At 56.2% G+C, this 22,701-nt stretch carries 21 protein-coding genes; 7 read left to right on the plus strand and 14 right to left on the minus strand.

Translation table 11 applies throughout. From position 1 onward, the window contains the following. Positions 1-52: 52 nt before the first annotated feature. Positions 53-1,162, minus strand: a complete 1,110-nt coding sequence (apbC, locus tag HV242_RS14990; RefSeq protein ID WP_020883218.1) for an iron-sulfur cluster carrier protein ApbC — start codon at positions 1,160-1,162, stop codon at positions 53-55. 137 nt (positions 1,163-1,299) lie between these two features. Between apbC and metG the strand changes: the two genes are divergently transcribed. Beyond that, positions 1,300-3,333, plus strand: coding sequence for a methionine--tRNA ligase (metG, locus tag HV242_RS14995; protein WP_020883217.1), 2,034 nt, complete (start codon positions 1,300-1,302; stop codon positions 3,331-3,333). 64 nt (positions 3,334-3,397) lie between these two features. On the opposite strand, the gene HV242_RS15000 is transcribed toward metG, so the two are convergent. Genes HV242_RS15000 through HV242_RS15010 form a run of 3 tightly spaced genes read right to left on the minus strand, consistent with a single transcriptional unit; the run spans position 3,398 to position 6,319 of the window. Continuing rightward, positions 3,398-3,868: a YehS family protein gene (locus HV242_RS15000; RefSeq protein WP_014170878.1), complete on the minus strand. Its 471-nt coding sequence runs from the start codon at positions 3,866-3,868 to the stop codon at positions 3,398-3,400. 52 nt (positions 3,869-3,920) lie between these two features. After that, on the minus strand, positions 3,921-4,640 hold the full coding sequence (btsR, locus tag HV242_RS15005; protein WP_020883216.1) for a two-component system response regulator BtsR: 720 nt from the start codon (positions 4,638-4,640) through the stop codon (positions 3,921-3,923). Next, the gene (locus HV242_RS15010) at positions 4,634-6,319 is read right to left on the minus strand and encodes a sensor histidine kinase (RefSeq protein WP_025203652.1); all 1,686 of its coding nucleotides are present in this window, start codon (positions 6,317-6,319) and stop codon (positions 4,634-4,636) included. Before HV242_RS15010 ends, btsR begins: the two co-directional genes overlap by 7 nt. Positions 6,320-6,536: 217 nt before the next feature. Between HV242_RS15010 and mlrA the strand changes: the two genes are divergently transcribed. Next, on the plus strand, positions 6,537-7,277 hold the full coding sequence (mlrA, locus tag HV242_RS15015; protein WP_020883214.1) for an HTH-type transcriptional regulator MlrA: 741 nt from the start codon (positions 6,537-6,539) through the stop codon (positions 7,275-7,277). Positions 7,278-7,346: 69 nt separating this feature from the next. Continuing rightward, the gene (locus tag HV242_RS15020; RefSeq protein WP_010433613.1) at positions 7,347-7,460 is read left to right on the plus strand and encodes a protein YohO; all 114 of its coding nucleotides are present in this window, start codon (positions 7,347-7,349) and stop codon (positions 7,458-7,460) included. Here the strand turns inward: HV242_RS15020 and HV242_RS15025 are convergent. The 5 genes from HV242_RS15025 to bglX all read right to left on the minus strand — a co-directional run bounded on the left by HV242_RS15025 (position 7,435) and on the right by bglX (position 13,630). Next, positions 7,435-8,172, minus strand: a complete 738-nt coding sequence (locus HV242_RS15025) for an ABC transporter permease (protein WP_044867649.1) — start codon at positions 8,170-8,172, stop codon at positions 7,435-7,437. The genes HV242_RS15020 and HV242_RS15025 overlap by 26 nt on opposite strands. Then, positions 8,156-9,106: an ABC transporter ATP-binding protein gene (locus HV242_RS15030; protein WP_032678565.1), complete on the minus strand. Its 951-nt coding sequence runs from the start codon at positions 9,104-9,106 to the stop codon at positions 8,156-8,158. Before HV242_RS15030 ends, HV242_RS15025 begins: the two co-directional genes overlap by 17 nt. Further along, a complete protein-coding gene (locus HV242_RS15035; protein ID WP_025203650.1) occupies positions 9,099-10,256 on the minus strand; it encodes an ABC transporter permease in 1,158 nt (385 codons plus the stop codon). The genes HV242_RS15030 and HV242_RS15035 overlap by 8 nt, the downstream gene beginning before the upstream one ends. A 12-nt stretch (positions 10,257-10,268) precedes the next feature. Then, positions 10,269-11,186, minus strand: coding sequence for a glycine betaine ABC transporter substrate-binding protein OsmF (osmF, locus tag HV242_RS15040; protein ID WP_014170886.1), 918 nt, complete (start codon positions 11,184-11,186; stop codon positions 10,269-10,271). Between the two features lie 146 nt (positions 11,187-11,332). Beyond that, a complete protein-coding gene (bglX, locus tag HV242_RS15045; RefSeq protein WP_050737096.1) occupies positions 11,333-13,630 on the minus strand; it encodes a beta-glucosidase BglX in 2,298 nt (765 codons plus the stop codon). Between the two features lie 189 nt (positions 13,631-13,819). Between bglX and dld the strand changes: the two genes are divergently transcribed. After that, the gene (dld, locus tag HV242_RS15050; RefSeq protein ID WP_050737097.1) at positions 13,820-15,568 is read left to right on the plus strand and encodes a D-lactate dehydrogenase; all 1,749 of its coding nucleotides are present in this window, start codon (positions 13,820-13,822) and stop codon (positions 15,566-15,568) included. Positions 15,569-15,679: 111 nt separating this feature from the next. Beyond that, positions 15,680-16,234 (plus strand): GNAT family N-acetyltransferase, encoded by a 555-nt coding sequence (locus tag HV242_RS15055; protein WP_020883208.1) that lies wholly within the window; start codon positions 15,680-15,682, stop codon positions 16,232-16,234. Positions 16,235-16,300: 66 nt separating this feature from the next. Here HV242_RS15055 and pbpG read toward each other — a convergent pair whose 3' ends face one another. Together pbpG and HV242_RS15065 are read right to left on the minus strand one after the other, a co-directional pair. Next, entirely contained in the window at positions 16,301-17,224 is a 924-nt protein-coding gene (pbpG, locus tag HV242_RS15060; RefSeq protein ID WP_014170890.1) for a D-alanyl-D-alanine endopeptidase, read from the minus strand. A gap of 167 nt (positions 17,225-17,391) precedes the next feature. Continuing rightward, positions 17,392-17,979 carry a Yip1 family protein gene (locus tag HV242_RS15065; RefSeq protein WP_014170891.1) on the minus strand — a complete coding sequence of 196 codons (588 nt, stop codon included), beginning with the start codon at positions 17,977-17,979 and terminating at the stop codon, positions 17,392-17,394. A gap of 157 nt (positions 17,980-18,136) precedes the next feature. Between HV242_RS15065 and HV242_RS15070 the strand changes: the two genes are divergently transcribed. After that, a complete protein-coding gene (locus tag HV242_RS15070) occupies positions 18,137-18,709 on the plus strand; it encodes a DedA family protein (protein ID WP_020883206.1) in 573 nt (190 codons plus the stop codon). Between the two features lie 42 nt (positions 18,710-18,751). Here HV242_RS15070 and HV242_RS15075 read toward each other — a convergent pair whose 3' ends face one another. Both HV242_RS15075 and mdtQ read right to left on the minus strand, forming a co-directional pair. Beyond that, positions 18,752-19,516, minus strand: a complete 765-nt coding sequence (locus HV242_RS15075) for an SDR family oxidoreductase (protein ID WP_020883205.1) — start codon at positions 19,514-19,516, stop codon at positions 18,752-18,754. Between the two features lie 50 nt (positions 19,517-19,566). Beyond that, a complete protein-coding gene (gene mdtQ, locus HV242_RS15080; protein ID WP_041162776.1) occupies positions 19,567-20,976 on the minus strand; it encodes a multidrug resistance outer membrane protein MdtQ in 1,410 nt (469 codons plus the stop codon). 203 nt (positions 20,977-21,179) lie between these two features. Between mdtQ and yohP the strand changes: the two genes are divergently transcribed. After that, positions 21,180-21,263 (plus strand): small membrane protein YohP, encoded by an 84-nt coding sequence (gene yohP, locus HV242_RS24530; protein ID WP_015572324.1) that lies wholly within the window; start codon positions 21,180-21,182, stop codon positions 21,261-21,263. Positions 21,264-21,301: 38 nt separating this feature from the next. On the opposite strand, the gene HV242_RS15085 is transcribed toward yohP, so the two are convergent. Beyond that, the gene (locus HV242_RS15085; RefSeq protein ID WP_050737098.1) at positions 21,302-22,696 is read right to left on the minus strand and encodes a glycoside hydrolase family 1 protein; all 1,395 of its coding nucleotides are present in this window, start codon (positions 22,694-22,696) and stop codon (positions 21,302-21,304) included. Between the last annotated feature and the right edge of the window lie 5 nt (positions 22,697-22,701).

Genomic DNA, 22,701 nt, shown 5'->3' on the forward strand with positions numbered 1-22,701 from the left:
TCCGTAGGCCGGGTCAGACGCAAACGCCGCCCGGCAATTCAGACTAAAGCACTCACACCGCGCGAAACGCAATTTCACTCGGGATGACTTCGCCCTGCCAGTAAAGCTGCGCCGCAACGCGCCCCGCCAGCTGTCGATACATCTCTGCAAATTCGCTGTCCGGACGGCTGACGACCGTCGGCTTCCCGCTGTCCAGATCTTCACGCAGCGAGATGTGCAGCGGCATCTGCCCAAGCAGTTGGGTGTGATACTGCGCAGCCAGTTTTTCTGCCCCACCGGTGCCAAAGATAGGCTCATGGTGTCCGCAGTTGCTGCAGATATGCATGCTCATGTTCTCGACAATACCCAGCACCGGCACGTCCACTTTCTCGAACATCACGATGCCTTTTTTGGCGTCGATCAGCGCAATGTCCTGCGGGGTGGTCACCACGACCGCTCCCGTGACCGGAATGTTTTGCGCCAGCGTCAGCTGAATGTCACCGGTGCCCGGCGGCATATCCAGCACCAGATAATCCAGATCGGGCCACATTGTCTCCTGCAGCATCTGCATCAGCGCTTTGCTGGCCATCGGGCCACGCCACACCATGGCGTTATCGTCAGTCACCAGATAACCAATGGAGTTGGTTGCCAGACCGTGGGCCATGATCGGCGCCATGTGCGTGCCATCCGGCGAGGTTGGGCGCTGGTTTTCCGCGCCCAGCATGTTAGGCACAGACGGTCCGTAAATATCGGCGTCCAGAATACCGACTTTCGCCCCTTCGGCTGCCAGCGCGAGCGCCAGGTTTACCGCCGTGGAGGATTTACCCACCCCACCCTTGCCTGAACTGACGGCAATGATGTTTTTCACGCCGTTAACGCCCGGGTGGTTTTTCACACGCTTGAGGGTGGCGATGCTGTGGGTCAGCTTCCAGTCAATGGCTTTCGCGCCGGTAATGCGCAACAGCTCAGAGCTGGTTTGCTCTTTCAGCGCGTCAAACGCGCTGGTCCAGACGAAGGGCATCTGCAGCTCGATGTGCAGCGTATCGTCCAGCCATGCGACATGGTGTAACGCTTTCAGCGTGGTGAGATTGTGCTTCAGGGTTGGATGCTGAAAGTTAGCCAGCGTCCCGGCGACCATTGCTCTTAAGGCTTCCGGTGATTTGGCCTGGGATTGAGAACTCATCCCGACTCCTTTGTTCTTGTGAATAAGACCTTAGATGAACAAGTTTACCTGAAAGGCCGTGGTTTGTGCTTACTTAATAATGCCCCTTTTGGTAATATCAAAAACCCTTTTCACAGTTAAAAGAAGTAATGCCTACTATGACTCAAGTCGCGAAGAAAATTCTGGTAACGTGCGCACTGCCGTACGCCAACGGCTCAATCCACCTCGGCCACATGCTGGAGCATATCCAGGCTGATGTCTGGGTCCGTTACCAGCGAATGCGCGGCCACGAGGTTAACTTCATCTGCGCGGACGATGCCCACGGCACGCCGATCATGCTGAAAGCGCAGCAGTTGGGGATTTCCCCAGAGCAGATGATTGCCGAAATGAGTCAGGAGCATCAGACCGATTTTGCGGGCTTTGACATCAGCTATGACAACTATCACTCCACGCACAGCGACGAAAACCGTGAGCTGTCGGAGCTGATCTACTCTCGCCTGAAAGAGAACGGTTTTATTAAAAACCGCACCATCTCTCAGCTGTACGATCCGGAAAAAGGCATGTTCCTGCCGGACCGCTTTGTCAAAGGTACCTGCCCGAAATGTAAATCACCGGATCAGTATGGCGATAACTGCGAAGTGTGCGGCGCAACCTACAGCCCGACCGAGCTTATCGATCCGAAATCTGTTGTTTCGGGTGCCACACCGGTAATGCGTGATTCCGAGCACTTCTTCTTCGACCTGCCGTCCTTCAGCGAAATGCTGCAGGCGTGGACCCGCAGCGGCGCGCTGCAGGAGCAAGTCGCGAATAAAATGCAGGAGTGGTTCGAATCCGGTCTGCAGCAGTGGGATATCTCCCGCGATGCACCGTACTTCGGTTTCGAAATTCCGAACGCACCGGGTAAATACTTCTACGTCTGGCTGGATGCGCCAATCGGGTACATGGGTTCCTTCAAGAACCTGTGCGACAAGCGCGGCGACACCGTCAGCTTTGACGAATACTGGAAGAAAGATTCCGACGCCGAGCTGTATCACTTTATCGGCAAAGACATTGTTTACTTCCACAGCCTGTTCTGGCCGGCGATGCTGGAAGGCAGTAACTTCCGTAAACCAACCAACCTGTTTGTGCACGGCTATGTGACGGTCAACGGCGCGAAGATGTCCAAATCTCGCGGTACGTTCATCAAAGCCAGCACCTGGCTGAACCACTTCGACGCGGACAGCCTGCGTTACTACTACACGGCGAAGCTCTCTTCCCGCATCGACGATATCGACCTGAACCTGGAAGATTTCGTGCAGCGCGTGAACGCCGACATCGTCAACAAAGTCGTGAACCTGGCTTCCCGTAACGCAGGCTTTATCGCCAAGCGTTTCGACGGCGTGCTGTCTGCCGAACTGGCCGATCCTGAGCTGTACAAAACCTTCACCGACGCCGCCGCGGCGGTTGGCGAAGCCTGGGAAAGCCGTGAGTTCGGTAAAGCGATTCGTGAAATCATGGCGCTGGCTGACGTGGCTAACCGCTACGTTGACGAGCAGGCACCGTGGGTTGTCGCGAAACAGGAAGGCCGCGACGCCGACCTGCAGGCGATCTGCACCATGGGCCTGAACATGTTCCGCGTGCTGATGACCTGGCTGAAGCCGGTACTGCCACAGCTGGCCTCCCGCGCTGAAGCGTTCCTCAACACCGAGCTGACCTGGGATGCTATCCAGCAGCCGCTGCTCGGCCACAAGGTGAATACCTTCAAGGCGCTGTACAACCGCATCGAGATGAAGCAGGTAGAATCCCTGGTGGAAGCGTCTAAAGAAGAGGTGAAGGCTGCCGCTGCGCCGGTGACTGGCCCGCTGGCAGACGATCCGATTCAGGAGACCATTACCTTTGATGATTTCGCCAAGGTCGATCTGCGTGTCGCACTGATTGAAAACGCGGAATTTGTCGAAGGCTCGGACAAACTGCTGCGCCTGACGCTGGATCTGGGCGGAGAGAAGCGTAACGTCTTCTCCGGTATCCGTTCTGCCTATCCTGATCCGCAGGTGCTGATTGGCCGTCAGACCGTGATGGTCGCCAACCTGGCACCGCGCAAAATGCGCTTTGGCATCTCGGAAGGCATGGTGATGGCGGCAGGTCCTGGCGGGAAAGATATCTTCCTGTTAAGCCCTGATGAAGGCGCCAAACCAGGTCAGCAGGTGAAATAATAAAAAAGCCGGAGATAATCTCCGGCTTTTTTTTGCCTCTTCATCCTTCACGCCCTGGTACCACTCACGGCTTAGCGTGATGCACCCGGTGAGTCAGTCCGCGTAAAAAATAACGCAAAAACTGGTCGCCGCACTCGCGGTAGTTCTTATGGTCCGGCGCACGCATCATGGCGGTGATCTCCGGCATCGACACGCGGTGCTTCTGCTCTGTCATAATCGCCAGAATGTCGTCTGTTTTCAGTGAAAACGCGATACGCAGCTTTTTCAGCACCGTGTTGTTATTCACCCGACGCTCAAGCGCCAGTTCTGGTGCTGAGTCATCTTTCCCGCGCTTGTCGTAGATGAGGCCGTTCAGGAAGCCAGACAGGATAATGTCAGGGCAGCGAACAAACCCCTCTTCATCCTCTTTTGTCATCCAGGTGTCGAAACCGGCAGAGGTGGACTCCATGCCAGCAAGCGCAAGAATGCGCACCATATCGTTATTGTTTGCTTTCAGGGTGTAGCGCAGGCTACGGAGAATATCATTACTGAGCATGGGTGCCTTTAACTTAACTGTCGATGATGCAATGGGGCGCAGTGTATCAGTTTTACAGGCCGATCGCCTCTTTCAAACTCTTAAGGTAGCGGCGACTGACGGGGACGGTTTGCCCGGCACGCAGCACCAGCTCTGCCTGTCCGTTGTCTTCCAGCCGGATCTCTTTCAGGTGCGCCATGTTCACCAGATACTGGCGATGGCAACGAACGAGCGGCGTTCGGCTCTCCAGCGTCCGCAGCGTCAGTTCGGTAAAGCCTTCGTTCCCCTCCGCGCTGGTAACAAATACGCCGCTCAAACGGCTGCTGACAAACGCCACATCGTCCATCTGCAGAAGGTAAATCCGACTGTGGCCGGTGCAGGGGATAAACTTCAGCGGCTGCTGGTTTTCCGGCAACAGCGTGACATCCTGCACGGTGCGCTCCTGGCGCAAACGGCTGAGGGTCTTTTCAAGACGCTTCTCTTCAATCGGTTTCAGTAAATAATCGAATGCGTGCTCCTCAAAGGCTTTGACGGCGTATTCATCGAAGGCGGTCAAAAACACAATGTAGGGGCGATGCTCCGGGTCGAGCATTCCGACCATCTCCAGACCGCTAATTCGGGGCATCTGAATGTCGAGGAACAGCACGTCCGGGCGCAGTTTGTGCACGGCGCCAATGGCCTCAATGGCGTTTGCGCACTCCCCCACAATCTCAATGTCAGGCTGCTCCTGCAACAGAACGCGCAGGTTTTCCCGTGCTAACGGCTCATCATCCACAATCAGCACTCTTAGCATGCGTTTTCCTCCAGCGGCAGTCGTAATGTAATACGGGTGAATCGGTCGGGCTCACAGGCAACGGTAATGCCACAGTCATCACCAAAGTGCGCGCGCAGGCGTTTATCCACCAGGCTCATCCCTAATCCGCCTGAGGTGGAAGGCACGTAAAGCCCGGCGTTATCTTCAATATCTAGCACCAGATGATGGTTAAAGCGGCTGGCGGAAATGGTGATCTCCCCAATTCCCAACAGCTGTGACGTACCGTGTTTAATGGCGTTTTCCACAATAGGCTGCAGGGTAAAGGCTGGAAGGTGCTGATACGCCAGCTCATCCGGGACGGACAAGGACACCTGCAGACGAGTCTGGAAGCGGGCCTGCTCAATCTGCAGGTAGGCATTAACATGTTCTATTTCATCGGCCAGGGTCACAATCTCGGACGGACGCTTAAGGTTCTTACGGAAAAACGTCGACAGGAACTGAACCAGCTGCGCGGCCTGATCGCTGTCGCGGCGGATCACCGCTTTGAGCGTATTAAGCGCATTGAACAGGAAATGCGGATTCACCTGAGCGTGCAGGAGTTTAATTTCGGATTGCGTCAGCAACGCTTTCTGACGCTCATACTGCCCGGCGAGGATCTGCGCGGAGAGCAGCTGAGCGATGCCCTCTCCCAGCGTACGGTTGATAGAGCTGAACAGACGGTTTTTCGCTTCATAAAGCTTTATGGTGCCCATTACCCGCTGGTTTTCCCCGCGCAGCGGAATGACCAGCGTGGAGCCCAGTTTGCACTGCGGGTGCAGCGAACAGCGGTAAGGAACTTCGTTGCCGTCGGCATACACCACTTCGCCGGTTTCAATGGCGCGCAACGTATAGGCGGAGGAGATCGGTTTCCCGGGCAGATGGTGGTCGTCGCCCGTGCCGGTAAAAGCCAGCAACCGTTCACGGTCGGTTATCGCCACCGCGCCGATATCCAGCTCCTTATAAAGCACCTGCGCCACCTTCATGCTGTTCTCTTCGTTAAAGCCCTGACGCAGGATCCCCTCCGTCGAGGCGGCGACCTTCAGGGCCGTCGCGGAAAACGCCGAGGTGTACTTCTCAAACATGGCGCGCTTGTCGAGCAAAATACGCATAAACAGCGCAGCACCCACGGTATTCGTCACCATCATCGGGGCGGCGATATTGCTCACCAGATGGAGCGCATCGTCAAACGGCCGGGCAATCAGCAAGATGATGGCCATTTGCGCCATTTCAGCGACAAAGGTGATCGCCCCGGCGGTGAGCGGGCTAAAGACTTTATCCGGACGACCGCGCTTAATCATATAGCTGTGAACCAGGCCGCCGAGCAGCCCTTCGACGATCGTTGAGATCATACAGCTCAGCGCCGTCATGCCACCCATCGAATACCGATGCAGACCACCGGTTAACCCGACCAGCCCACCGACCACAGGGCCGCCAAGCAACCCGCCCATCACGGCACCGATGGCTCGCGTATTGGCAATGGAGTCTTCGATATGGAGACCAAAATAGGTTCCCATAATGCAGAAAATAGAGAAGGTCACATAGCAGAGCAGCTTGTGCGGCAGGCGTACGGTAACTTGCATCAGCGGAATGAACAGACGCGTTTTACTCATCAACCAGGCGATGACAAGAAACACGCACATCTGCTGAAGCAACAGCAGCACCAGATTAAACTCGTACATACTCAAAACCGCACACCCTCAAAACGCGTAACATACACTGCTGGCGGTAAACTTTCTTTGAAGCGCGGCAAAAAAGCTGCAATTCGTGCCCGGCATCACACCTTTTGCCGAACCTAACGCCTGCTTCGCATTATTCGTGCAAAAAACAACCATTTCTTCCTGGTTCAGTAAACAGGGACTACAGTTAAGCTGGGGACGCGTAAGCCAGGGGGCGAATATGGCGCTTTACACAATCGGTGAAGTGGCACTCCTTTGTGATATCAATCCCGTCACGCTACGGGCATGGCAGCGACGGTATGGATTACTCAAACCGCAGAGAACGGACGGAGGCCATCGTCTCTTCAACGATGCCGATATCGACCGGATCCGCGAGATCAAAAGCTGGATCGATAACGGTGTGCAGGTTGGCAAAGTGAAATCCCTGCTCAGCCATGACGATCCTGACACGCAGCTTCTCTGGCGCGAACAACAGGAAACGTTGCTGCGCCTTCTGCAGGCGGGCAATCTGCAGCGCCTGCGCGCATGGATAAAAGAACAAGGGCGCGATTATCCCGCGCAAACGCTGATCACGCATCTTTTCATCCCGCTCCGTCGACGCCTGCAGTGCCAGCAGACCACCCTGCAGGCGCTGCTGAGTATGCTCGACGGCGTCCTGATCAACTATATTGCCGTCTGCCTTGCCTCGGCGAAGAACAAGCACGGAAAAGACGCGCTGGTGGTCGGCTGGAACGTGCACGATACTACTCGTCTGTGGCTGGAGGCCTGGATTGCCACCCAGAATGGCTGGCGCGTTGATGTCCTTGTGCACTCGCTGGCGCAATTTCGCCCTGAATTGTTCGACGGCCAGACCCTGCTGGTCTGGTGCGGGGAAGTGCCTTCCGCCTCACAGCAACAGCTGATGACGGAATGGCGTGAACATGGTTACCCGGTTTACTCGCTTGGCCCGGAAGAGCCGTAACGGCATTTAATGGTTCATTAACAGCTGCGCTTCACCGTATAATTGTTCCGTTAACAACAGGAGCACATGATGAAGGCAACCAAACTGGCCGTAATTACCCTTTTTGTTCTGATGGCCGTAAGCGGTATCGGCGGCGTGATGCTGGCCGGGTATTCGTTTATTGTTCGTGGCGGTGTCGGCTGAGATACTGCGCCAGACGCTCAAAAACGCGATCGACGACGATTGCCGCCAGCGCGACCAGCAACGCCCCCTGCACAATATAGGCCGTATTGAACCCGCTTAAGCCGATGATAATCGGCGTTCCCAGGGTGTTGGCCCCCACCGTCGACGCAATGGTCGCCGTCCCGATATTGATGATCACCGACGTACGGATCCCCGCAAGGATGACCGGTGCCGCCAGGGGGAGTTCAACTTTGCGCAGCCGCTCTGCGCGACTCATCCCCATCCCTTCAGCGACGCTCAGTACCGACGCAGGTACCGCCGCAATACCGGCCAGCGTACCCTGCAGAATGGGCAACACACCGTATAAAATCAGCGCAATGATGGCCGGTTGCTGACCAAAGCCCATCACCGGCACTGCAATCGCCAGCACCGCCACCGGCGGAAACGTCTGGCCAATCGCCGCAATGGTCTCCACCAGCGGGCGAAACTCACGTCCCGCGGGCCGCGTGACCACGATGCCCGCCCCCACGCCCAGTACAATAGCGATGGCACTAGAGAGCACCACCAGCCAGAGATGGGCCAGGGCAAGATTAATAAAACTCTCCTGCTGATACACCGGGCGCGGCAAGTCGGGGAAGAGCGTGCTAAACAGCGCCGCGCTGTGCGGCATCAGGAACAGCAAAGCGACAAAGAGCACGACCAGCCAGAGCAGCGGATCACGAAGAGCCTTCACGTGTCACCTCCCCTGCCAGCAGATCGCGAAAATGCAGGGTGCCACTTGGCGCGCCCCGGGCATCCGCAACGGGCAACACTTCACACTGACGGGCAACAAACGCCGAAAGCGCATCCCGCAAGCTCATCTGTTCCTGCAGAGGCTCGCCACGCACCGTCGCGTCCTGTCGACGCATATAGTCGCTGACCGTACGCAGCGAGAGCAGCCTGACGCCCAGCTCGCTGCGGCCAAAAAACTCACGCACAAAATCGTTTTTCGGCCAGGTCAGCAGCTCAAGCGGCGTCCCCTGCTGCACCACCTCACCATGGTCCATCAGCACCAGATGGTCGGCCAGACGCAGCGCCTCATCAATATCGTGCGTCACAAGAATGATTGTTCGCCCCAGAATGCGATGAATGCGGGTCATTTCCGCCTGCAGTGCGGCACGCGTGACCGGATCCAGCGCGCCGAAGGGTTCATCCATCAGTAACACCTGCGGATTGGCCGCCAGCGCACGCGCCACGCCCACCCGCTGCTGCTGGCCTCCGGAAAGCTGGTGCGGGTAGCGGTCACGTAGCGCAGGTTCTAACCCGAGCAGAGACATCAGTTCATCAACCCGGTCGGCAGTTTTTGCCCGCGACCATTTCTCCAGCTGCAGCACGGTGGCGATGTTCTGCGCGACCGTCCAGTGCGGGAACAGGCCGATAGACTGGATGGCATATCCCATACGACGACGCAGTTCCAGCACAGGCAGGCTGCGGATCTCCTCTCCGGCAAAGCGGATCAGACCGCTGTCATGTTCAACCAGGCGGTTAATCATCTTCAGGGTGGTGGATTTTCCCGACCCCGATGTGCCAATCAGCACGGAAAATGCGCCCTCGGCAAAATTCAGGTTGAGATGGCTTGCCGCCGGACGACCCGCAAAGGTTTTACTGACATCGTGAAATTCAATCATTGGCTCTTCTCCTGAGCAGCGCGAGCCATAAGGCAAACAGCGCGTCGATGACAACCGCCAGCGCAATCGTGGGCACCACGCCCAATAACACCAGGTCCAGGGCGCTACTCAACAGCCCCTGGAAAACCAGCGCGCCAAAGCCGCCCGCGCCGATCAGCGCCGCAATCACCGCCATGCCAACGGTTTGCACCGCCACCACCCGCAGGCTGCGCAGCAGCAGGGGCAAAGCCAGCGGCAGCTGGATCTTCCAGAAACATTGTCTCGCGCTCATCCCCATTGCATGGGCACTTTCCAGCACGTCCGGCGCGACCTGGCTCAGCCCGGCCACCACGCCGCGCACCAGCGGCAGCAGCGCATAGAGCACCAGCGCGATAAGGGCTGGCGTTAAACCGGTTCCGGCGATCCCCATCGTTCCCAGTACCGGGAACGACTTCACCAGCCCGGCCAGCGGAGCAATCAACAGGCCAAACAGAGCGACGGACGGGATGGTCTGAATTACATTCAGCACGGCAAACACCCCGCCCTGACGTGAAGGATGGCGATAGCACCACATACCCAGCGGTATGCCGAGCAGTAAGGCCGGGATCAGGGTGCCGAAGAGGATCGTGAGGTGTTGCGCCAGGGCGTCATTAAACACCTCCTGACGGTTGGCGTACTCTTTTAACAGCGAGAGATTATTCAGCTCACCGCTAAACAGCAGCAGCAGCGGAATACACCATATCTGGGCATTGAGTATCCAGCGCCAGACGGATGTTGAGATAAGACGGCGAATAGCGTCGCTGCAGGCCAGCAGACACAGCGCCAGCCAGAGCCACAAACCGCTACCCACAGAGGTTCTTGCCAGCGGACTTTCCGCCGAGGTCATGTGTGTTGCCGCAAGCCCGCCTCCCCAGAATAAGGCGATAAACAGCCCTTCACAAAGCAGCAGCGTCAGCCACTGAGCCGTGCGTCCTTGCCAGAGCGACAACGCAACCCACGCGCCCAGTGCCGTCACCAGTAACCACGGCGTAAATGACCAGACCTGCCAGAGCGAGCGACTCTCCCCCGACATCAGGCGATTCGGGGCCACATTCACAAACGGTAACGCGACCGCCGCGATGGCCACACAGGCCAACAGCAGCAGTACGCGGTTATGACATTTTATTGGCACAGCCCTGTCCTGTTACTTCACAAGCCCTTGTTGTTTCAGGAAATCGGCGGCCACTTTTTTGGCATCCAGTCCCTCAACGGCAATGCTGGCATTCAGCTGTTGCAGCGTTTTTGCATCCAGCTTTTCGAAGACCGGTTTGAGCCATTCAGCAATATCCGGGTACGCTTTAAGTACCGCTTCCCGCACGACAGGTGCCGGGGCGTAAATCGGCTGGACGCCTTTTGGATCGGTTAAGGTTTGCAGGCCAAGCGCCGCGACCGGGCCGTCGGTGCCGTAAGCCATCGCCGCATTAACGCCCGACGTTTGCTGCGCAGCGGCTTTGATGGTCACCGCGGTATCACCGCCCGCCAGAGAGAGCAGCTGGGCCTGATCCAGTTTGAAATCATAGGCTTTTTCAAACGCCGGCAGCGCATCCGGACGCTCAATAAACTCAGCGGAAGCCGCAAGCTTAAAGTCACCCTTCTCTTTCAGGTAGCGACTCAAATCCGCAAGCGAGGTCAGCTTTCCTTTCTCCGCCACGTCCTTGCGCACCGCGATGGTCCAGGTATTGTTGGCCGGCGCCGGCGTCAGCCAGACCAGCTTATTTTGCTCAGCGTCGAGTTTTTTGACTTTTTCATACCCGGCTTTGGCATTTTTCCACGCCGGATCGTTTTCATCTTTGAAGAAGAACGCGCCGTTGCCGGTGTATTCCGGGTAGATATCCAGCTCGCCGGAGGTAATCGCGCCGCGTACCACAGGCGTGGTTCCCAGCTGGACTTTATTGACGGTTTTAACACCGTGGCTTTCCAGTACCTGCAGAATAATGTTACCGAGCAGCGCGCCTTCGGTATCTATCTTGGAACCCACTTTTACCGGTTCTGCCGCCTGTAATGGCAGACTCAGCGCCGCCAGTAACACCGCTGAACCCAACATCCCCTTTGCAATCGTCATTCCACTGTCCTCATTTTTTTGCTGCCTTTTTCAGAGGCTTGAGAGAAAAGCGTAGCTTAAAACGGTGGAATTAACCGTCAAAATGCCTTTTTAACATAAGGTAAGACGCATCCCCCGCAAAGCGGGGGATGCAAGGGAGGGAAACGTCAGAGCAGCTCGAACTCGCCTTTATTAACGCGGGCGGAATCGACCCCGATAAAGACGTTAAACTTGCCTGGCTCCGCATCATATTTCATCTGCTGGTTCCAGAACTTCAGCGCATCCACGTCGATGGGGAAGCTGATGGTTTTGGTTTCGCCCGGCTTCAGGTTGACCTTCTCGAAGCCACGCAGCTGTTTCACCGGACGGCTCATGGAGGCGGTCACATCCTGGACGTACATCTGAATGACCGTTGCCCCTTCTCGTTTACCGGTGTTGCTCACCTCGACGCTTGCGGTAACTTTGCCGTCACGCTTCAGGGTCGGCGCAGACATTTTGACGTCAGAAACCTTGAAGGTGGTGTAGCTCAGACCGTAACCAAACGGATACAGCGGGCCGTTCGCTTCATCGAAGTAACGGGAGGTGTACTTATTCGGTTTGTCGGCGTTGTACGGACGGCCGGTATTCAGGTGGCTGTAGTAAACCGGGATCTGCCCGACCGAGCGCGGGAAGGACATTGGCAGCTTGCCTGACGGGTTGTAATCGCCAAACAGCACGTCGGCAATCGCGTTACCGCCTTCAGTACCGGCGAACCAGGTTTCCAGGATCGCGTCGGCCTGCTGGTCTTCTTTGACCAGCGCCAGCGGACGACCGTTCATCAGCACCAGCACCAGCGGCTTGCCGGTCGCCTTCAGGGCGGCAATCAGATCGCGCTGGCTTTGCGGAATGGTGATGTCGGTACGGCTGGAGGCCTCATGCGCCATCCCTTGCGCTTCACCCACTACCGCGACAACCACGTCAGATTGCTTAGCGGTGTTCACCGCTTCATCAATCATCTCTTTCGGCGAACGCGGATCGACCTTCACCGCCTCTTCGTACTGATTGAGGAAGGTGACAATGTCTTTATCGTTGGTGACGTTCGCCCCTTTGGCGTAAACCACTTTCGCGTTCTCACCCACGGCGTTCTTGATACCGGTCAGCACCGTGACGGACTGATCGGCCACCCCCGCTGCAGACCAGCTCCCCATCACGTCGCGCTTGCTGTCAGCCAGCGGGCCCACCACGGCAATGGTGCCGGATTTCTTCAGCGGCAGCGTGTCGAGGCGGTTTTTCAGCAGCACCAGGCTTTCGCGTGCCACATCGCGGGCCTCTTTGCGGTGCAGACGGCTTTCCGCGTTGGTGTCTACCGGGTCAGAATCTTTCGGCCCCAGGTGGCTGTACGGGTCGTTAAACAGCCCCATATCATATTTCACGTTCAGCACGTGGCGCGTGGCGTCATCCAGCTCCGCCATGGTCACCTTACCGCTCTTCACCAGCCCCGGCAGGTATTTGCTGTAGTACTCGTCGCTCATGCTCATGTTAATGCCGGACTTGAGCGCCACGCGTACCGCGTCTTCCGGATCGGAGGCGGTACCGTGCTTAATGAGCTCTTTAATGGCGCCGTGGTCAGAGACGGTAATGCCCTTAAAGCCCCACTGGTCACGCAGAACGTCTTTCAGCAGCCACGAATCGGAGGTCGCCGGCGTGCCGTTGAGGGAGTTCAGCGCCACCATCACCGCGCCGCTGCCGGCATCCAGCCCCGCTTTGTACGGTGGCATGTAGTCGTTGAACAGCCGCTGCGAGCTCATATCCACGGTGTTGTACTCTTTACCCCCTTCAACGGCGCCATAGGCCGCAAAGTGTTTGACGCTGGTCATCACCGCGTAGCGATCTGCCGGGCTCTTACCCTGCATCGCTTCCACCATGGTTTTCCCCATCGTGGCTGTTAAATAGGTATCTTCACCGAACCCTTCTGAGCCGCGGCCCCAGCGCGGATCGCGGGAGACGTCCACCATCGGTGCCCAGGTCATATTCAGGCCATCATCCGCCGCTTCATAGGCGGAAACGCGCCCCACGGTTTTCACCGCATCAAGGTTAAAGGACGATGCCAGGCCAAGGCTAATAGGGAAGACGGTACGCTGACCGTGCACCACGTCATAGGCGAAGAACAGCGGAATTTTCAGGCGACTGAGTTCCATCACCTGATCCTGCATTTTGCGGATATCCGGGCGGGTGACGGTGTTAAAAATAGCCCCGACCTGCCCGTCTTTGATCATCTCGCGGATGGCCTCTTTCGGGTTATCCGGGCCGACGCTGATAAGACGCAACTGGCCAATTTTCTCATCGACCGTCATTTTCTTGAGCAATTCCGTGACAAACGCGTCCCGGGCTTCAGGCGTGAGCGGGTGATTGCCAAACAAATCCTCTGCCAGCGCAGGTTGCAGCGCCAGGCTGACGGCGACACCTACAGAACATAGCCATTTCATGTCGTTTTACTCTCTCATCAATAACCGCCGGAAGAACTCGGCCAGACCGTGCGAAAAGCGCAGTGTGCCACAAACCCTCAGAACGTTGCAGGGTTATTCTCTGATTTTTCTCGTGAATACTCGACCGCTTAACAGTTAATCGCGCTATGCTTTACAGCGAGAAATTTGCCCCACCACAAGGAGTGGAAGATGTCTTCTGTTCGAACTCACGATAACACGACGTTTATTAACGAACTGTCGCGCCTGGTTGGCTCCTCTCACCTGCTTACCGACCCGGCAAAAACCGCCCGCTACCGTAAGGGCTTTCGTTCCGGTCAGGGCGAGGCGCTGGCGGTGGTATTTCCCGGCACGCTGCTTGAACTCTGGCGCGTCCTGAGCGCCTGCGTGGCCGCCGACAAAATTATTCTCATGCAGGCGGCTAACACCGGCCTGACTGAAGGCTCAACGCCGAACGGCAACGATTACGATCGTGACATCGTGATCATCAGCACCCTGCGTCTCGACAAATTGCATCTGCTGGATAAAGGCGAGCAGGTGCTCGCGTTCCCTGGCACGACGCTCTACTCCCTTGAAAAAGCGCTTAAGCCGCTGGGACGAGAACCGCATTCGGTCATTGGCTCATCCTGTATTGGCGCCTCCGTGATCGGCGGGATCTGCAATAACTCCGGCGGTTCGCTGGTGCAGCGCGGCCCGGCTTACACCGAGATGTCACTTTTTGCCCGTATCGATGAAAACGGCAAGCTGACCCTGGTCAACCATCTGGGCATTGATCTTGGCGTTACGCCGGAGCAGATCCTGAGTAAGCTCGACGACGATCGGGTGAAAGATGAAGACGTCCAGCACGATGGTCGTCATGCTCACGACCACGATTACATCACCCGCGTGCGGGATATCGAAGCGGATACCCCGGCACGTTACAACGCCGACCCTGACCGCCTTTTTGAATCTTCGGGCTGTGCGGGCAAGCTGGCTGTTTTTGCCGTGCGCCTCGACACCTTCCCGGCCGAGAAAAAACAGCAGGTGTTCTACATCGGCACCAATCAGCCGGACGTGCTGACCGAGATCCGTCGTCATATTCTGGGCGAGTTCGCTCACCTTCCGGTGGCGGGCGAGTACATGCACCGTGATATTTACGACATCGCGGAACGCTACGGCAAAGATACGTTCCTGATGATCGACAAGCTCGGCACCGATAAAATGCCGTTCTTCTTCACCATGAAGGGCCGTACCGACGCGATGCTGGAAAAAGTGCCGCTGTTTAAACCCCACTTTACCGACCGCTTTATGCAGAAACTGGGCAACGTCTTCCCGTCACATCTGCCGGAGCGGATGAAAACCTGGCGCGATAAGTACGAGCATCACCTGCTGCTGAAAATGGCCGGGGACGGAATTGCCGAAGCGCAAACCTGGCTCAATGAATTCTTCAAAACTGCCGAAGGCGATTTCTTTGCCTGTACCCCTGAAGAGGGCAGCAAAGCCTTCCTGCACCGTTTCGCCGCTGCGGGTGCCGCCATTCGTTATCAGGCGGTGCATTCAGACGAGGTGGAAGACATTCTGGCGCTGGATATCGCCCTTCGCCGCAACGATACCGAGTGGTTTGAACACCTGCCGCCGGAAATTGACAGCAAGCTGGTCCACAAGCTCTATTACGGCCACTTTATGTGCTACGTCTTCCACCAGGATTACATCGTTAAGAAAGGGGTGGATGCGCACGCGCTGAAAGAGCAGATGCTCGCGCTGCTGCACGCGCGAGGCGCACAATATCCTGCGGAACATAACGTGGGGCATCTTTATAAGGCTCCTGACGCACTTAAGCAGTTTTATCGCGAGAATGACCCCACAAACAGCATGAACCCCGGCATTGGTAAAACAACGCGGAATAAATACTGGAAAGAGAGTCCTGACGCGGAGCAGCCCGTGACGCAAGCGTCTGATTAATTCCCACAGCCAAATTTGAGAGATTGTTAAGCGCGCCTTAATCGTACTAGAGTAGCGTTCTGTCGCCGGAGAAACGTTTCTCCGGCATCTGTTACGAGGAGCAGGCACATCATGTCGGCTGTTGATATTTTATCCGAAACCGAAGTGGAAGTGCGCGATGCCCTTCCCGACGATGTGCATGCTATCGCCGCTATCTACGCCTGGCATGTGCTTCACGGGCGCGCATCCTTTGAAGAAGTTCCCCCCACCATTGATGAAATGCGTCAGCGAATGAAAAGCGTGGCCGAGAATGGCTTACCGTGGCTTGTCGCACTGTATCGCGGCATCGTCGTAGGCTACTGCTACGCGACGCCATACCGTCCGCGCCATGCCTATCGCTACACTCTGGAAGAGTCGATTTACGTGGATGCGAGTACTACCGGTCGTGGTTTTGGCTCCGTCCTGATGGATGCGCTGATCGCCCGCTGCGAGCAAGGACCGTGGCGGCAGATGATTGCCGTTGTGGGGGATGGCAACAACAATGCCGGCTCGTTACGGCTGCATAAGAAATACGGCTTCGAAATCGTCGGTCAGTTACGCAGCGTTGGGTATAAGAAAGGTGACTGGCGGGATACGGTGATCATGCAGCGCTCACTCAATGACGGAGACTGGACGCTGCCGGAGTAAGGCGCAGTGAGGTCTGTTGCCCTCTCCCGCGGGAGAGGGCGAAAACACAGTCATCTGCAGTCCGGCTCAGTCGTTCTGGGCGGTTGCCATCTGCTCCGCTTTCTGCTTTTTGTAGGTCAACGCCGCGGCCGGTACCGGCTGCACTTTCCCCGTCTCAATCCAGGTACGAAGTCGGCTTGCATCCGCGAAGTGGGTGTATTTACCAAAGGCATCCATCACCACCAGCGCCACCGGCTTACCGTTGAATACGGTACGCATCACCAGGCAGTGTCCCGCCGCGTTAGTAAACCCGGTTTTCGTTAACTGAATATTCCAGTTATCCCGGTACACCAGATGGTTAGTATTACGGAACGGCAGCGAATAGGCCGGGTTCGCAAAGGTCGCCATCTCTTCACGGGTCGTACTGAGCTGACCAATCAGCGGGTACTGTTTGCTGGCAATCAGCAGTTTTGTCAGGTCGCGGGCCGTGGAGACGTTGTGAATCGACAGGCCAGTCGGCTCGACGTAACGGGTATTGGTCATCCCCAGCGATTTGGCTTTTGCGTTCATCGCACGAATAAATGCGTCATAGCCACCCGGATAGTGGTGGGCCAGGCTCGCCGCCGCGCGGTTTTCAGAAGACATCAGCGCCAGCAGCAGCATGTTTTTACGGCTGATTTCGCTGTTCAGTCGCACGCGGGAGTAGATCCCTTTCATCTCCGGCGTATGGCTGATATCCACTTTCAGTTTTTCGTCCAGCGGCAGATGTGCATCAAGCACCACCATCGCGGTCATTAATTTGGTAATCGAGGCGATCGGGCGTACCAGATCCGGATGGCTGGCGTAAATCACCTTATTGGTGTTGAGATCAACAATCATCGCACTGCCGGAAGCGATTTGCGGCTGGGCAGCAGCGGTGGTCACGGCGGGCGTTTTGGCGATCGCTGGCGCGGCAGCGGACGCTCCCAGCAACAGGGCCAGGCTAAGTAAAGAGACTCGGAATTTCAGCATGGTGAGACTTCTGATAATTATTCACGCACGTTATGACGTACACCGCCTGTGTCGATGGAGAAACGCAGGCTGGCTTCGGCATCATAGCGGTCACCGGGCTTTGTCGCCAGAGGATAATCGTGAACAGATGCTGCATTGCTGGCATTTACGCCAGCAATGCAGTGAGCCTAGAAGAGACGGTATCCATAACCCCACAGAATAACCGTCAGAGCCAGTAGCGCTTCCAGCACCAGCACGCCGATGGCGAGCGTTGAACTGGAGAAGCTCAGGCCCTCTTCTTTATTGATATTAAGGAAGGTTGGTACCCCCAGATACAGCAGATAACCGGTGTAAAAGAGGGCAATAGTACCGATCAGCGCGCACAACCAGACCAGTGGATACAGCGCCACAATACCGCTTAAGAACAGCGGCGTCGCGACATACCCGGCGAAAACCATACAGTGTGCCAGCGATGGACGTTGCGGATAGTTACGCGCCATCCAGTGAATGACACGCCCCATGACAGCCACACCCGCCAGCATCAGGCCATAAAAGAGAATGGCCAGTGAAAGACCGGTAAACCAGGAAAGCTGAACCACGGTGCCATCACCAAAGTTCCAGCCGATTTGTGTTGTGCCAATAAACGCGCAGATTACAGGCACCGCTGCCATCAGCAGCACATGATGCGTGTAATGATGCGAGACCGTTTCGTTCTCCGTTTTGATGACATGCATTTCACGATCGGGATGGGAGAAAAGTCCCCAGACATGGTTCATAACGCCCCCTTGTTGTCGGCCCGTCAGCGATATCTTAAGTATAATGCAGGCCTGAGATTATTTTATGTACAGTGGGAAATTTCCGTTGATTGCCCCGTTATTGATTCATGGGGTATATGATTAACCGAGGCATAATAAGGGAGATGACATTGACGTAATGGATATCAACAGTCTTATTGAACACTATGGATACGCTGCACTGGTCGTTGGCAGCGTGGCGGAAGGAGAAACCATCACGCTGCTCGGCGGGGTGGCCGCGCATCAGGGGTTACTCAAATTCCCACTCGTTGTTGCCGCAGTCGCACTCGGCGGGATGATTGGCGATCAGCTGCTCTACTTTCTGGGACTGCGCTTTGGCCCTACGCTTTTGAAGCGCTTTTCAAAGCACCGCAAGAAAATTCACCGTGCCCAACGGCTTATCCAGCGTCACCCTTACCTGTTCGTGATTGGCACCCGTTTTATGTACGGCTTTCGGATTATCGGCCCGATACTGATTGGCGCCAGCCATTTACCGCCGAAAATTTTCCTGCCGCTGAACATTCTTGGCGCGATTGCCTGGGCCCTGATCTTTACCACGCTCGGTTATGTGGGTGGAGAAGTGATTGGTCCGTGGCTGCATAATGTTGACCAGCATCTGAAGCACTGGGCATGGGTTATCCTGATTGTCGTGGTGGTGATTGCGGTCCGGCTGTGGCTGAAGCATCGGGAAAAGACGCGGGATGAAGAGTAAGTGCAATGGCGCCCTCTCGCACAAAGAGAGGGCGAAAAGTTTCTACCCTGCGGGCTTAAATTGTGGATTCGCCAGCATAAAACCGCCGTCGACAATAAATGATTGCCCGGTAGCATAGCTGGCGTCACCGTCACACAGCCACGCCACCAGGCTGGCAATCTCTTTGGTATGCCCCGGCCGCGCGAGCGGGATCGCGGGCATCGAACCGGCCTTCACTTCACTGTCGTCCATATCATTCATTGGCGTGGCAATGGCTCCTGGCGCAACGGCGTTCACCAGAATGTTATGCTCGACCAGCTCCAGCGCCATGGATTTGGTTAATCCGCCCAGGGCATGCTTGGCCGCCGTATACGCACTGGCATCCGGTAAAGGCGTGTGTTCATGCACCGAGGTAATGTTCACAATTCGCCCCCCCTCTCCCTGCTTCACCATCTGACGCGCAGCGATCTGTGAACAGAGAAACGCGCCATCCACGTCAACGGTAAAAATCCCCCGCCACTCCTCAAACGGCATGTCGAGAAACGGCGCTTTGGTCATCGCCCCGGCATTGTTGACCAGCACGTCCAGCCGACCAAAGCGCGTAATTAACGTTTCAATGGCCTGCGCCCCCTGCGGGAGAGTGCTTAAATCAAGCTGAACCGCCTCTGCACGCCGCCCCTTCGCCTCGACTTCGCGGCAGGTTTCCAGCGCACCTTTTTCGTCGGAATGCCAGGTGACGCCGATATCAAACCCTCGTTCAGCCAGCATCAGGGCCGTGGTTTTCCCAATCCCGGAATCCGATGCGGTAACAATCGCGACTTTGGTCATACTCACCTCCAGAAAAGCTGCAAAGAGGTAAGTATAGATAATCGCGCTTTTTAGCCCTGATGATAGCCGCCACCCAGCGCCGAGGTCAGCTGCAGCGTGGCGTCAACGTACTGGCCTTTGAGCATCACCCCGGTGAGCTGCTCCCTGAGGGCCGGTATTCTGGCCTCACTCACGCGGGAGCCGGCGATAATGCCGGCGCGAAAGCGGGCCTGAGCCAGTGCAACAACGCGGGCAGCCTCTTTTTCGACACGCTGCTGGTGCTGGTTTTTGGCGGTCAGTGTTTCGACTTCGCTGGCCGTGCGCGCCACCTGATTCACCGCATCCACCACCGCTTTGTTATAACGCACGACGGAGAGATTGTTCTGCGCCTGGGCAATATCCAGCTCGGCGTTTAGCCTGCCGCTGTCGAAAATGGGCAGCGTCAGACCGGCGGTGACGCCCATCTGCTGCGCAGAAGAGCGGAACAAATCGCTCAGGTGCAGGGCATCCTGCTGTAAGAAAGCCATCAGATTCACATCGGGATAGAAGGCTGCTCTGGCGGCCTCAACATCACTCATGGAGGCCTCGATATACCAGCGAGCCTCCTGCAAATCCGGTCGACGTGCCAGCAGTTCATACCCCAGCGTGGCCGGGAGCGAGGCTTCTACTGTGGGTAAGGCGTGGCGTGTAAGCGTCACTGAGGAGGTGTTCGTCAGGGCGCTCAGACGCGCCTCAACGGCTTTCATTTTTCCGTTCACTTCTGCCAGCTGCTCGTCAGTTTTGCTGGCGTTGATGTCGGTTTCGACGCCCTCTACGGAAGAGGTGATCCCATGCTGATACAGTTCGCGGTCGGCTGCAATAATCGTGTCCTGCTGGTGTTTAATCTCCGTGAGAACATCCCCCACCGCGGCCTGGGTTTGCCACGCCCAGTAAAGACGCGCCACGCTGCTGGCAAGCAGTTGCCGGGTTTGCTCAAGCTCCGCTTTTTGCGCGTTTACCCGGCCAATTCGGGCTTCAACCCGTGCACGATTTTTCCCCCACAAATCGAGATCCCAGCCCGCGCTCAGACCAAAAGTACCGTTGGTGTACCACGGCCCGGTGGTTCCCGCCGCCGGATCGGTTATCGCAAAGGGCCCCATCAGCCCCTCGGCCGACATTTTTTGCCGTTCAGCATCCGCTGAGAAATCAATTTCCGGCCCCCCGGCGGCCAGGGTGGCTTTTGCCTGCGCTTCCGCCAGCGTGATGCGCTGACGGGCAATTTGCATATCCGGCGCATCGTTCAGCGCCTTCGCAATCAGCGAATTGAGTTCAGGATCGTTATACGTTTTCCACCATGCATCTTTCGGCCACGCGGTATGGCTCAGCGTAGTATTCACCGCAGCCGTTGTTGATTGCATATTTACAGGGGAAACCGAGGCATGTTCCGGCGCGCAGGCCACCAGAATAAAAACCAGGGGAATACTCAGAGATAAAGGTTTCATTACGCCATTCACGCGAAAAATAAAGGCGCAACTTACGCCAGACGTCGCTCTTTTTTTTAGTAACGCGTGGCAACCCGCAATTTGTCATACATTTTCATACTCAGAAAATTATTCATCATAAGAATGAATTAAATGAGTGAATTCATCTTCATTATAAATTCACTGCTACACTTACTTTCGACAAACAGACGCGGGAGAAGCGAATGAAAATATTATTGTGGGTTATTTTAATTATATTTCTGATAGGGCTGCTGGTGGTAACCGGTGTATTCAAGATGATTTTCTGATTTCATTGCCCGGCTCAGCGCCGGGCAAATTCACATCATTATGCTTTCAGGGAAGCGCCTTTTGTGGCAATAACCTCTTTATACCAGTAGAAGCTTTTCTTACGACTGCGCGCTAACGTCCCTTTTCCACTGTCATCACGATCGACATAAATAAAGCCATAACGTTTTGAGAGTTCTGCTTTAGACGCACTGACCAGATCGATCGGCCCCCAACTGGTGTAACCCATTACCTCCACACCATCTTCAATGGCTTCACGCACCTGTACCAGGTGGTCGTTAAGGTAGCTGATGCGGTAATCATCCTGCACTACGCCGTCAGCATCCGGCGTGTCTTTCGCGCCCAGACCGTTTTCCACGATAAATAGCGGCTTCTGATAGCGATCCCAGAGCACGTTCAGCAGGGTACGCAGGCCGACAGGGTCAATCTGCCAGCCCCACTCGGAACTAGCCAGATGCGGGTTAGGTACCATGCTAAGGATATTGCCCCGAGCCTGCTGATTAAGCGCCTCATCCGCGGTGACACATCCCGTCATGTAGTAACTGAACGAGATAAAATCGACGGTCGATTTCAGCGCCTCACGATCGGCATCGGTGATATCAATCTGGATATCGTTATCGCGGAAGAAGCGCTGCATATACCCCGGATAAACACCACGGCACTGCACATCGCCAAAGAATTGCCAGGCGCGGTTTTCCTGCAGTGTTTCCAGGACATCTTCCGGCTTGCAGGTCAGCGGATACATCAGACCGCCCAGCAACATGTTGCCAATCCGGGCGTCTGCAATGATCTCATGGCAGGCTTTCACTGCCAGCGCGCTAGCCACCAGTTGATGATGGATAGCCTGATACACCTCACCTTTGCTGCTGGTTTCCGGCAGGCCGACGCCGGTCATCGGTGCATGCAGAGACATATTGATCTCATTGAACGTCAGCCACAGCTTTACCTTCGTTTTGTAGCGCGTAAATACGGTACGGGCATAGCGCTCAAAGAACCCAATCGTCTGACGACTGGCCCAGCCTCCGTACTGCTTCACCAACCCCCACGGCATTTCGTAATGCGACAGTGTGACAAGCGGCGTGATGTTGTGCGCGGCCAGTTCGTCAAACAGTTTGTCGTAAAAAGCCAGCCCCGCTTCGTTAGGGTGCTGCTCGTCGCCGTTCGGGAAAATGCGTGTCCAGGCAATGGAAACGCGCAGGCAGCTAAAGCCCATCTCGGCGAACAGTTTGATGTCCTCGGGGTATCGATGATAGAAATCAATCGCGATATCCTTGATGCCGCTGTCGCCCTCGACGCGCTCAACCACCGGGCCAAAAACTCCCTGCGGCTGGACGTCAGAGGTGGACAACCCTTTACCGTCTTCCCGATAAGCGCCTTCTACCTGATTCGCGGCAACCGCACCGCCCCATAAAAAATCATCCGGGAAAGTCTTCATTCCAT

The organism is Enterobacter sp. RHBSTW-00593 (genome assembly GCF_013784105.1).
In the GTDB taxonomy this organism is placed as follows: Bacteria; Pseudomonadota; Gammaproteobacteria; order Enterobacterales; family Enterobacteriaceae; genus Enterobacter; species Enterobacter ludwigii.

What these genes read in the sequence shown, in the direction of transcription:
- dld (WP_050737097.1), top strand. Translation starts at nt 13,820, where the DNA reads ATGTCTTCTGTTCGAACTCACGATAACACGACGTTTATTAACGAACTG.
- HV242_RS15065 (WP_014170891.1), bottom strand. Translation starts at nt 17,979, where the DNA reads ATGAACCATGTCTGGGGACTTTTCTCCCATCCCGATCGTGAAATGCAT.
- HV242_RS15070 (WP_020883206.1), top strand. Translation starts at nt 18,137, where the DNA reads ATGGATATCAACAGTCTTATTGAACACTATGGATACGCTGCACTGGTC.
- HV242_RS15030 (WP_032678565.1), bottom strand. Translation starts at nt 9,106, where the DNA reads ATGATTGAATTTCACGATGTCAGTAAAACCTTTGCGGGTCGTCCGGCG.
- osmF (WP_014170886.1), bottom strand. Translation starts at nt 11,186, where the DNA reads ATGACGATTGCAAAGGGGATGTTGGGTTCAGCGGTGTTACTGGCGGCG.
- btsR (WP_020883216.1), bottom strand. Translation starts at nt 4,640, where the DNA reads ATGCTAAGAGTGCTGATTGTGGATGATGAGCCGTTAGCACGGGAAAAC.
- mdtQ (WP_041162776.1), bottom strand. Translation starts at nt 20,976, where the DNA reads ATGAAACCTTTATCTCTGAGTATTCCCCTGGTTTTTATTCTGGTGGCC.
- metG (WP_020883217.1), top strand. Translation starts at nt 1,300, where the DNA reads ATGACTCAAGTCGCGAAGAAAATTCTGGTAACGTGCGCACTGCCGTAC.
- HV242_RS15055 (WP_020883208.1), top strand. Translation starts at nt 15,680, where the DNA reads ATGTCGGCTGTTGATATTTTATCCGAAACCGAAGTGGAAGTGCGCGAT.
- mlrA (WP_020883214.1), top strand. Translation starts at nt 6,537, where the DNA reads ATGGCGCTTTACACAATCGGTGAAGTGGCACTCCTTTGTGATATCAAT.
- bglX (WP_050737096.1), bottom strand. Translation starts at nt 13,630, where the DNA reads ATGAAATGGCTATGTTCTGTAGGTGTCGCCGTCAGCCTGGCGCTGCAA.
- pbpG (WP_014170890.1), bottom strand. Translation starts at nt 17,224, where the DNA reads ATGCTGAAATTCCGAGTCTCTTTACTTAGCCTGGCCCTGTTGCTGGGA.
- HV242_RS15075 (WP_020883205.1), bottom strand. Translation starts at nt 19,516, where the DNA reads ATGACCAAAGTCGCGATTGTTACCGCATCGGATTCCGGGATTGGGAAA.
- HV242_RS15085 (WP_050737098.1), bottom strand. Translation starts at nt 22,696, where the DNA reads ATGAAGACTTTCCCGGATGATTTTTTATGGGGCGGTGCGGTTGCCGCG.
- HV242_RS15000 (WP_014170878.1), bottom strand. Translation starts at nt 3,868, where the DNA reads ATGCTCAGTAATGATATTCTCCGTAGCCTGCGCTACACCCTGAAAGCA.
- yohP (WP_015572324.1), top strand. Translation starts at nt 21,180, where the DNA reads ATGAAAATATTATTGTGGGTTATTTTAATTATATTTCTGATAGGGCTG.
- HV242_RS15020 (WP_010433613.1), top strand. Translation starts at nt 7,347, where the DNA reads ATGAAGGCAACCAAACTGGCCGTAATTACCCTTTTTGTTCTGATGGCC.
- apbC (WP_020883218.1), bottom strand. Translation starts at nt 1,162, where the DNA reads ATGAGTTCTCAATCCCAGGCCAAATCACCGGAAGCCTTAAGAGCAATG.
- HV242_RS15010 (WP_025203652.1), bottom strand. Translation starts at nt 6,319, where the DNA reads ATGTACGAGTTTAATCTGGTGCTGCTGTTGCTTCAGCAGATGTGCGTG.